At 43.0% G+C, this 11,075-nt stretch carries 9 protein-coding genes; 2 read left to right on the top strand and 7 right to left on the bottom strand.

Annotated elements, in window-relative coordinates:
• Positions 1-81 precede the first annotated feature (81 nt).
• From hemG to pepQ, 4 genes are read right to left on the bottom strand one after another with little or no spacing between them, the layout of a single operon-like run.
• Positions 82-606, bottom strand: a complete 525-nt coding sequence (gene hemG / locus PR699_RS12715) for a menaquinone-dependent protoporphyrinogen IX dehydrogenase (protein WP_004924740.1) — start codon at positions 604-606, stop codon at positions 82-84.
• 16 nt (positions 607-622) lie between these two features.
• Entirely contained in the window at positions 623-2,074 is a 1,452-nt protein-coding gene (gene trkH, locus PR699_RS12710) for a Trk system potassium transporter TrkH (RefSeq protein ID WP_004924738.1), read from the bottom strand.
• Between the two features lie 27 nt (positions 2,075-2,101).
• Positions 2,102-2,716 carry an IMPACT family protein gene (locus tag PR699_RS12705; protein WP_004924737.1) on the bottom strand — a complete coding sequence of 205 codons (615 nt, stop codon included), beginning with the start codon at positions 2,714-2,716 and terminating at the stop codon, positions 2,102-2,104.
• Positions 2,716-4,050, bottom strand: a complete 1,335-nt coding sequence (pepQ, locus tag PR699_RS12700) for a Xaa-Pro dipeptidase (protein WP_014656855.1) — start codon at positions 4,048-4,050, stop codon at positions 2,716-2,718. The genes PR699_RS12705 and pepQ overlap by 1 nt, the downstream gene beginning before the upstream one ends.
• A 257-nt stretch (positions 4,051-4,307) precedes the next feature.
• On the opposite strand from pepQ, the gene fadB reads away from it, so the two are divergent.
• Positions 4,308-6,500: a fatty acid oxidation complex subunit alpha FadB gene (gene fadB / locus PR699_RS12695; RefSeq protein ID WP_014656856.1), complete on the top strand. Its 2,193-nt coding sequence runs from the start codon at positions 4,308-4,310 to the stop codon at positions 6,498-6,500.
• 4 nt (positions 6,501-6,504) lie between these two features.
• Positions 6,505-7,671, top strand: coding sequence for an acetyl-CoA C-acyltransferase FadA (gene fadA / locus PR699_RS12690; RefSeq protein WP_014656857.1), 1,167 nt, complete (start codon positions 6,505-6,507; stop codon positions 7,669-7,671).
• Between the two features lie 338 nt (positions 7,672-8,009).
• On the opposite strand, the gene fre is transcribed toward fadA, so the two are convergent.
• The 3 genes from fre to pepE all read right to left on the bottom strand — a co-directional run bounded on the left by fre (position 8,010) and on the right by pepE (position 11,034).
• Entirely contained in the window at positions 8,010-8,711 is a 702-nt protein-coding gene (fre, locus tag PR699_RS12685) for an NAD(P)H-flavin reductase (RefSeq protein WP_014656858.1), read from the bottom strand.
• A gap of 10 nt (positions 8,712-8,721) precedes the next feature.
• Positions 8,722-10,194, bottom strand: coding sequence for a 4-hydroxy-3-polyprenylbenzoate decarboxylase (ubiD, locus tag PR699_RS12680; protein ID WP_014656859.1), 1,473 nt, complete (start codon positions 10,192-10,194; stop codon positions 8,722-8,724).
• Between the two features lie 114 nt (positions 10,195-10,308).
• On the bottom strand, positions 10,309-11,034 hold the full coding sequence (gene pepE / locus PR699_RS12675) for a dipeptidase PepE (protein ID WP_004924726.1): 726 nt from the start codon (positions 11,032-11,034) through the stop codon (positions 10,309-10,311).
• Positions 11,035-11,075 lie beyond the last annotated feature (41 nt).

Genomic DNA, 11,075 nt, shown 5'->3' with positions numbered 1-11,075 from the left:
GTGTTTTTTAAACTTTTTAATTCAACCGATGAAACATTAAACAAATCGTTTAAAAACACCACTTATCGTTAAAGATATGAGCTATAAACAGTCAAATTCCTGTGTAAACTTGCTCACTTTTTCCCAGTCCGTATATTCTATCTCTGTATTTGGGTCGGTTGGCCCATCTGTCATTTTCATAATAAGTCGAATCATCGTCTTATCGAACCAACCATAACGTGGATAGAACAATGCGCCAGCAAATACTGAGCTTAGTGTTGGTTGCCAAGGGCTTTTCTCCAGAAACTTGCGCGTATAGGCATTCGTTTCAGGAGTATCTTTGCCTTCTTTGCGCGCAGTTAAGTTCACACCAAAGAAAGCGGTTTTCATTGTATTTAATTGGCTTTGATGAATCGTTGCGAACCGCATCAGTGCTTTATTGAAGTGACCATAACGAATAGACGCTCCAACTAACACCTTTTCATACGATGTAATATTGATATTTTTTTCGCTATTTAAATCTCGAATATCACATTGGCGCCCTACACTTCGTAGTTGCTCCGCCATTTTCAAAACAATTTTTTTAGTTTGTCCATCTGTGCTCGAATGCAAAAGTAAGTAACTCATTCTTGATCCTATCTTATTAATCGCGCCAGAAGGTTGGCGTGAATAACACTAATAATGTAAAGACTTCAAGACGACCGAACAGCATAGTCACTACCAGTATCCATTTCCCTGCTGGGTTCATCGATGTAAAGTTATCAGCGACAGTGCCAAGGCCTGGCCCTAGGTTATTTAACGTTGTTGCGATAGCTGAAAAAGCAGAAAATTCATCGACACCCGTTGCAATTAATAGAAGTAAACTGACGATAAAAACGAGCGCATATGCTGAAAAGAAGCCCCATACCGCTTCGATGATCCTTTCAGGTAAAGCTCTTTGCCCTAACTTTATGGTGTAAACGGCATTTGGGTGAACAAGCCTTTTTAATTCCCGAGATCCTTGCAAAAACAATAGCAAGATACGGATAACTTTTAATCCGCCTCCTGTTGAACCAGCACAACCGCCAACAAATGCGGCACATAGAAGAAGCATCGGCAGGAACAAAGGCCATCCGGCAAAACTATCTGTTGTAAAACCTGCAGTTGTTGCCATTGAGACAACTTGGAAAAATGCCTGATCTAATGTTTGCCCAAAAGAGCCATACACTGAGTGATAAAGTAAAACCAGTGTACAGATAATGACGAGGGCTAACTGGAAGCTAATGAATGTTTTAAATTCAGGATCGCGCCAATAGATACCTAAGCTACGCCCAGTAAGCACGGCAAAGTGCAGACCAAAATTACAACCCGAGATAATTAAGAAAACCGCAATAATGGTATTTATCGCTGGGCTATTGAAATACCCCACACTCGCGTCATGCGTTGAAAAACCACCAATCGCTATTGTAGAAAAACTATGAGAGATGGCATCAAACACATCCATACCTGCTATCCACAGCGCAATCGCACATACAATCGTCAGCAATACATAGATGAGCCAAAGGGTTTTTGCCGTTTCTGCAATACGCGGTCGCATTTTATTATCTTTAAGCGGCCCAGGCATTTCAGCACGGTAAAGCTGCATTCCCCCAACACCGAGTAATGGCAGGATCGCCACAGCAAGTACGATGATCCCCATCCCACCTAACCACTGTAGCATTTGCCTATAAAATAAGATGGCTTTCGGAAGCGTATCGAGCCCAGTTAACGTTGTCGCTCCTGTTGTGGTTAACCCAGAAAAGGATTCAAAAAAAGCATCGGTTATGGAAAGGTTTGGCTTTTCAGAAAAGATAAAAGGTAATGCCCCCACACTTCCTAGCACGGTCCAAAACAAGACGACAATAAGAAACCCTTCTTTTGCTTTAAGTTCATGCTTGCTGTTGCGCGTTGGGATCCATAACAGTAATCCGAGCACTAAAGCCGTAACAAACGTTTGACTAAATGCTCGACCTGCTCCATCACGATAAATAAGCGCAACAATACCCGGCACAACCATGGTAAAAGAGAAGATAATAACGAGTAGCCCGACAATACGGGTTATTGCACGAAAATGCATTCGGCAGGTTCCTTGCTAACCAATTGACTATTCAGATTCAGGTATGAGTTCTAAAGCCCCGCGACTCATATCGCGTAATTTATCATTGACTTCTTGCTCTAAGGTAGCAGGAATTGCAATTCGTAGGGAAACAGATTCGTTATATTCACTGTGTAAAATCATCCCGTTGACCTGCGTAACTAGCTGCTCAACCGTATTAATAAATGCATAATCACAAACTAGCTGGAAAAATTTTTGCGGTACTTTTGTTTGTGTTGGTAATAACTTAAGTGCTTGCTGAGCACCATTACCATAAGCTTTAACTAAACCGCCTGTCCCTAGTTTGATACCACCAAAATAACGTACAACAACACAGGTGATCTCCCCAAGATTGCTGCCGAGCAATTGTGCCATTATTGGCTTTCCGGCCGTTCCTGTTGGCTCACCATCGTCGGAAAAACCTAACTGCTGAGAATCATCCGGGCGTCCTGCAACAAATGCCCAGCAATGGTGCCGAGCATCTGGGTATTGAGCTTTAATGGATTGAATATACTCCTTTGCGGCATCAATACCTTCTGTATGTGCAAGATAGGTAATAAAACGGCTTTTTTTAATTTCTTCTGTATAACAGATAGATTCAGCCGGTATTAAATAAGGTTTCATTACGGTAGTTGCAAATCTCGCGTCATATTTTCAATCCGATTATGATGAATGATGATGTTATCTTCAATACGAATACCCCCATAAGGTTTGAACTGCTCAATTTTTTCCCAATTAAAGTGTTGAGCAAATTCGCCTGAGCGCCAAGATGACAGTAACGATTCGATAAAATAAAGGCCGGGTTCAATAGTCAGCACCATTCTTGGTTCCAGTACGCGAGTGCAGCGAAGGAAAGGATACATTTTCGGTGCAGCAAGCAGTGTGCCATCTTCATCCTGCATAAAACCAGCAGCATCATGAACTTGTAAACCTAGAGGATGGCCTAACCCATGGGGTAGGAATGGCGTGGTTAGCCCTTGCTCCACCATAGTTTCTTCGCTAATTCCCTTAATGATTGAGTGTTTTTTCAATAGTTTAGCAATTCGATGGTGCATATCGACATGGTAATCGGTATAGCGTACACCTGCTTTGATGGTATCAATCAAGGCCAACTGTTCTTTATTCATATCGGCAACAAGAGCAGCAAACTCACTTTTGCCTTTTGCGGCATAAGTACGAGTTATATCAGCAGCATAGCCGTTATACTCAGCCCCTGCATCAATCAGAAAGCTTCTTATTTCATTCGGTGCTTGTTGCTGTAATTTAGTGTAATGCAATACGGCTGCATTTTCATTGAGTGCAACAATATTCCCATAAGGCACATCTGTATCGCGATGCCCTGTCGCTTGTAAGTAACTGATGTTGATATCAAACTCACTCATGCCTGCTTGGAAAGCCTCGAATGCCGATAAATGACCATTTACCGCCATTTTTTGCGCTTCACGCATGCAATACATTTCATAATCTGTTTTATAAGAACGATGGAAATGATAGAAATCAACGACAGGTTTTGGGTTAATATTTTGTAGGCGAATACCCAGTGATTCCGCTCTAGCTTTAGCTGAACCAATATAGGCAATATTTTCTTTAGGTATATTCGCTAAAAACTCACTAATATCATCTGCATTTTTTAAATGAATAAGCTCAACTTCTTTGGTCCAAAAGCTATTTGGTAATGGCTCAACGCTGTGCCAATAATCAACGGGAGAATAGAACCAAAGTTTAGGTTTATTCACACCATCCACTAATAACCAAGAATGTGGAACATCGGTGACAGGCACCCATGCTTTAAAGTGAGGATTCACTTTGAAAGGATAGTCGCTGTCATCAAGAAAAATACGTTGAGGTTCACCCGAATGAATCAGTATGGCGTCTAGCTTGCTGCGTTGTAAGACCTGCTGAGTTGTTGTTTGCAAAGTTTTAATATGGTCAGCGTAGAGTGCAGTCAGTTTTTCCATTTCATTCAACCTTTCAGTTTTATTAGAAAATCCAAGCTTAGCACGTTCTTGAATTGACTGGTATGCAATCTGAGGGGAAATCAGCTTAATCAACTGATTATTAAATAGAATACTATTTTCCCTCTCCTATATTTCACTTATTTGCTGTGATCAACGTTCCAGTTTTGTTATCAATTATTTGCATTCCTTTAACATTCTAGTCACACTCAACTCTATCTGGTCGTACCAGATGATAAAATCATCATAAGGAGAACGGCATGCTTTATCAAAGTGAAACAATCTATGTTCAATGGTTGAAAACAGGTATTGCAGAACTCGTTTTTAACTCGCCTGGGCCAATAAATAAATTGGATACTCATACCGTTGCTTCACTTGATGAAGCAGTTGCTGTACTTGAACAGCAATCAGGCCTATTAGGCGTTATTCTAAGATCTGACAAGCCTGCATTTATTGTTGGGGCAGATATCAAAGAGTTTCTTTCACTTTTTGAAGCACCAGCAGAGACCCTAAGCGAGTGGTTAGGCTACGCAAATGGTATTTTTAATCGTATCGAAGACTTACCTGTTCCTACTCTTAGCGCCATTAATGGGTATGCGCTAGGTGGAGGCTGTGAATGTATTCTTTCTACTGACTTACGTATTGCTACTCCAGATGCGCGTATTGGGTTACCTGAAACGAAACTCGGTATTATGCCGGGCTTTGGCGGCTCTGTTCGTTTACCTCGATTAATCGGTTTAGATAGCGCCCTAGAAATTATTACCGCAGGCAAAGACATTAGTGCCGCAGAATCACTCAAATTCGGCTTGGTTGATGCCGTTGTTGAGACGGACAAACTTGTAGAATCAGCCCTTGCCCTCATTGAATCAGCAATCGCAGGAGCGATTAATTGGCAGCAAAGACGTCAACCTAAGTTACAACCATTACAACTTAGCCCTATTGAACAGAGCATGAGCTTTAATGTTGCAAAAGGTATGGTGTATAAGGTTGCAGGAAAACACTATCCCGCCCCTATGACGGCAGTCAATACCATTGAAAAAGCAGCCAACTGTGCTCGTACTGAAGCCCTAAAACATGAAACAGCAGCTTTTGTTCCACTTGCTCATAGCGATGTTGCTCGCTCATTAGTTAGTATTTTCTTAAATGATCAGCAAGTTAAATCAACAAGCAAACAGCTTTCTCGTCACGTTGAAGCCCCTCAACATGCCGCAGTACTAGGAGCAGGAATTATGGGAGGTGGAATAGCCTACCAGTCCGCAAGTAAAGGCGTTCCTGTGCTCATGAAGGATATTAATGAAAAATCTTTAGATTTAGGCATCGAAGAGGCTCATAAACTATTAAATGGTCAATTTGAGCGCGGGAAAATCAATGCCTCAAAAATGGCGAAAACACTCGCATCGATTCATCCTTCGCTTTCTTACGCGGGTATCGAAAATTCACAAGTGATCGTGGAAGCGGTCGTTGAAAACCCCAAAATTAAAGCCGCTGTGCTGACGGAAGTTGAAGCATTAGTTAGCCCAGAAACAATTTTAGCGTCTAATACGTCGACCATACCGATTACTGAGCTAGCGAAGTCGTTAAAACGTCCCGAAAATTTTTGTGGTATGCACTTCTTCAACCCTGTGCATCGCATGCCGCTTGTTGAGGTTATTCGTGGTCAAAAAACCTCAGAGGATACCATCGCCAAAGTCGTCGCTTACGCCAACAAAATGGGTAAAACCCCCATTGTCGTTAATGACTGCCCTGGTTTCTTCGTCAATAGGGTTCTTTTCCCTTACTTTGCAGGTTTTAACTTACTGCTACAAGATGGTGCAGATTTCAGAGAAATCGATAAAGTCATGGAAAAAGAATTTGGCTGGCCGATGGGACCTGCATATCTTCTTGATGTAGTTGGTATTGATACCGCATCCCATGCAGAGCATGTAATGGCACTAGGGTTCCCTGAGCGCATGAGTAAAACAGGCAAAAATGCTATTGATGTTATGTTTGAAGAAAAACGGTTTGGGCAAAAAAATGGCAAAGGCTTTTATCAATATGAAAAAGATAAAAAAGGAAAGCCAAAGAAAGTTGATGACCCCGCCACAGATGCATTACTCGCCTCAATCAGTCAAGGCAAGCGCTCATTTACAAAAGAAGAGATCATTGCACGTATGATGATCCCGATGATCAATGAGGTCGTTCGTTGCTTAGAAGAGGGCATCATTCAAAGCCCTGCCGATGCAGACATCGCTTTAGTTTACGGCCTTGGGTTCCCTCCTTTCCGAGGAGGCGTCTTCCGCTACTTAGATACCGTTGGCACACAATCTTATGCTAAGACAGCGGAGGCCTATGCTCAGTTAAGCCCTCTGTATCAAATTCCTGCGGGTCTCAAAGAAAAATCTCAGGCCAATTCCAGTTATTATGCGAAGCCACCTGTAGTGGCAATTGATATTAAAAAAGTTGCGAGAGGCTAATAGTATGGAAAATGTCGTTATTATCGATGGAATACGTACACCAATGGGGCGTTCAAAGGGCGGTGTATTTCGCCATGTCCGAGCGGAAGACCTCTCAGCACACCTGATGAATGTGATTTTTGAACGCAACCCTAACGCAAGCAAAAAAGAACTCAATGATATTATTTGGGGCTGTGTGCAACAGACCCTTGAACAAGGGTTCAATATCGCTAAAAACGCTGCGTTACTGACTGATATCCCACATACAGTTCCTGCGGTCACAGTTAACCGTTTGTGTGGCTCTTCAATGCAAGCTCTGCATGATGCTAGCCGACTTATTATGACAGGCGATGCAAACTCAGTCTTAATCGGTGGTGTGGAGCACATGGGTCATGTTCCCATGACACATGGTATTGATTTCAACCCTAAATTAACGTTACGTGTCGCAAAAGCGGCTGGTGCAATGGGCCTAACCGCAGAAATGCTGGCTAAAATGTACAAAATTAGCCGTGAGGAGCAAGATGCGTTTGCCCTTAGATCGCACCAACGTGCTGCCCAAGCCACTAAAAATGGTCAATTTAAACATGAAATAGCGCCCGTAGCTGGGCATGACAGCCAAGGCAATCTCTTTGCCGTGGATTATGATGAAGTTATCCGTTTTGATGCAAGCCTCGAAAGCCTAGCATCATTGCGCCCCGCCTTTGACCCCGTAAGTGGTACCGTCACGGCAGGTAACTCTTCTGCCCTTTCAGATGGGGCGTCAGCAATGCTCATCACAGGCGAAAGCTACGCTAAAGAACGAGGGCTCAAGCCACGTGCCAAAGTTCGCTCAATGGCCGTTGTTGGCTGTGATCCTTCAATCATGGGCTTTGGGCCAGTTCCTGCTACAGAGCTAGCGCTAAAACGCGCGGGATTATCATTAGCGGATATCGATATTATTGAATTAAATGAAGCATTTGCCGCTCAATCCATTGCCTGCTTAAAAGGGCTGAAACTGCCAGAAAGCCTTATTGATGAAAAAGTCAACCTTAATGGCGGTGCTATTGCATTGGGCCACCCTCTGGGTTGTTCTGGGGCAAGGATTACAACGGCATTGCTCAATCAGTTAGAGCTGAAGGATAAACAATTTGGCCTAGCAACAATGTGTATCGGATTTGGGCAAGGCATTGCCACGATCATTGAGCGTGTATAGTGTGTCTATACCCTAAGTCGTTCAAGCGCATGTTTGCCAAAAGGATAAGCTCAAAAACGGTATTATCTGAGCAATGCCAAACAGCTAAACCTGCGCCAATTGAAATATAAAGGGTATAGCCGCGAGTTGCCGTAGTGTTGTTGTATGTTGTCAACATTCCCGCCTAGTCAGGGGCGGGCTTTTTCTTTTTTGCCACTTGGTTTATCCATTTGGGCAAAGTTTAACTGACAAGTTACGGTCTAAAACAACCAATCAATGTCATCACCAACGAGGAAAGTGGCACATATACGCTCAATCATGCCACAGGCCATCGATTCAAATATTCAGTAAATTATCATTTAAATAAACTCGTAGGCATCACCAAATAATTGTTCAGGCTTTGCATTACGCTCTGCACAAAAACGTTCTCTGGCGATTTTTGCCATTTCAAAACGCCCTGCTATGTAAATATCATAGGAGGACAAATCACCAAAATCTTCCAATACCCCACTTAAAACCGTTCCTGAGCGCCCTCTCCATTGTTCATCCGGTTGTTCAACGATAGGTATCACTTTTAGATTAGGATAACGTTCACTAAGCGCTTGCAGCTCTCCTAAGTCGTAAAGGTGCTCTAGCTGACGCCCCCCCCAGTAGAAGGTAATATCTCTAGAAGGGTTTTCCATGAGAGCCGCGAGTAGGATCGAATGCGTGTAAGAAAACCCCGTGCCCCCTGCAACTAAGATCATTGGGTTTTGGCTATTTTCTCTAAACCATGCCTTGCCATGTGGGATATCAATATCGATGCGGCGTTGATCTAAAATTCGATCCATCACCGCCATGGCATAAAGATTAATTTCTGAAGCGCCAATATGTAATTCAATTGTTTCGTTATTAGCAGGTGTAGATGCCATTGAGAATGGGCGCTTATCACGCTCATCCATGATCACCATAAGGTACTGACCTGCTTTAAAATGAAAAGGACCATCCGGCAACAAAATAACCCGATATACTGTGTCAGTTATGGACTCAACAGATGTGACTTTACAGCTCAAAGTTGCCATGGCTCCCCTCTTATTTTTCAAAAATATTCAATTGATCCCAAATATCATCAATTCGCGACTTCACTTGTTCATCCATAACAATTGGCCTACCCCATTCCCTGTTTGTCTCACCGGGCCATTTATTTGTTGCATCTAGCCCCATTTTTGACCCTAGACCAGAGACTGGTGATGCAAAATCAAGATAATCGATAGGTGTATTTTCCATCATAACAGTATCGCGAGCAGGATCCATACGAGTGGTTATCGCCCAGATCACATCTTTCCAGTCACGCGCATTGATATCATCGTCACACACAATAACAAATTTTGTGTACATAAATTGACGGAGGTAAGACCAAACACCCATCATGACGCGTTTTGCATGGCCTGCGTATTGTTTTTTCATCGTAACAACAGCAAGACGATATGAGCACCCTTCTGGAGGAAGGTAAAAATCGACGATTTCTGGAAACTGCTTTTGTAAAATAGGTACTAGGACTTCATTTAGGGCTTCCCCCAGTACAGCTGGCTCATCGGGTGGCCGGCCTGTATAGGTAGAATGGTAAATCGCATCACGGCGTTGAGTAACATGGGTTACCGTAAAGACAGGGAAACTATCTATCTCATTATAATAACCAGTATGATCACCATAAGGCCCTTCCGGCGCGAGCTCACCAGGTTCAATGTAGCCTTCTAAGATAATCTCAGCGCCCGCAGGTACTTCAAGATCATTCGAGATACATTTAACGACTTCCGTTTTATTACCACGTAATAAACCGGCGAACGCATATTCAGACAGCGTATCAGGAACCGGAGTCACCGCACCTAGGATAGTTGCAGGATCCGCACCAAGCGCTACTGCGACAGGGAATTTTTCACCCGGATGCTGTTGGCACCACTCTTGAAAATCCAGCGCACCACCGCGGTGAGAGAGCCAACGCATGATCACTTTATTTTTCCCCAACACCTGTTGGCGGTAAATACCCAAGTTTTGACGCTCTTTATTAGGGCCTCTTGTTACCGTTAATCCCCATGTAATCAGCGGCGCAGCATCTTCAGGCCAGCAGTGCATAACAGGGATTTTGGTTAAATCGACGTCATTCCCCGCCCAAATTTGCTCTTGGCAAGGGGCTGAGCTTAGCCGTTTTGCTGGCATGTTGAGTACCTGTTTGAACTTAGGTAATTTATCAAACAGGTCACGAAAACCTTTCGGTGGATCCGGCTCTTTTAGAAAAGCAAGCAGCTTACCAACATCGTGTAGTGCCTTGATATCTTCCTGCCCCATTCCCATCGCAACACGTTTGGTTGTGCCAAATAGGTTGCACAAAACGGGCATATCATAGCCTTTAGGGTTTTCAAATAATAAGGCAGGGCCCCCTGCTCTAAGCGTGCGATCAGCTATTTCCGTCATTTCGAGGTAAGGGTCGACTTCCATCGTAATACGTTTTAGTTCGCCTTGCTTTTCAAGCTGGGCAATGAAGTCTCTTAGGTCACGGTATTTCATTGTCATCTTTTACTATTACAGAGGGAGTCTCATTATAAGACGTCCGGCCAAGGTTACAAGTTACCCATAAAAACTATTCATAATCAATATGGTTATAGTCAAAAACATCTTATTTTACTGGCAATCGAATGGAACCAATGCTTTTAATGATAAAGTATCAAACTGTTCAGGGAATGATTGGTTGTGCTGAAAGAGTTTAAAACCTTCATTTTTACCACTGAAATAAGTCAATGTGTTGCCTTTAATCTGTAATCCACTACCTTCTCTCAGTGCAACCACGACTTCATGAGGGTTGATGACACAAAACTCTTGTAATCGCTCATCTCGCGTTTCCCCCATATGACCTGAGATATGAGAATCGATATAGTGGGGATTTATCTGTACGGGAAACAACCCCAAAGACGGCATAATCACCGCATTACTCACAGGCATATCATTGGTCGTACGAATACTTGGTGTAGCCACATTACAACCCGCACTCCAACCAATATAGGGAACATCACGCTCTTTAACCGCGCGCTGGATAGCAACAATCAACCCATTTTCATGCAGGCATTTATTTAACCACCATGTATTGCCCCCACTTACAAGGATACATTCTGCTTGTTCAATCGCTTCGACAGGGCTGGAAAAATGTTCAATTGACGTAACTTTAATACCTAAAGCTTCGCTTAATTGCTCTGCTCGCTCATCATGAGGATCCCGTAATATCGCATAAGGCACCAATACCGCTGATGTAATGTTCCTACGTGCGATCATTTCATGGATACGAGGTAAGGCATAACTTAGCCATACTGGATTGTTTGGAAGCTTACCGTTACTCAATAAAAAAATTTCCATGCTGTCTCCTAGATAACCTGTTATTACATTATCACTAACTA

The sequence above is a fragment of the Providencia sp. PROV268 genome, assembly GCF_028477805.1.
Taxonomy (GTDB): Bacteria; Pseudomonadota; Gammaproteobacteria; order Enterobacterales; family Enterobacteriaceae; genus Providencia; species Providencia stuartii.
The sequence above is the reverse complement of the archived record's forward strand: the minus strand, read 5'-3'. Positions and strand labels throughout refer to the sequence as shown.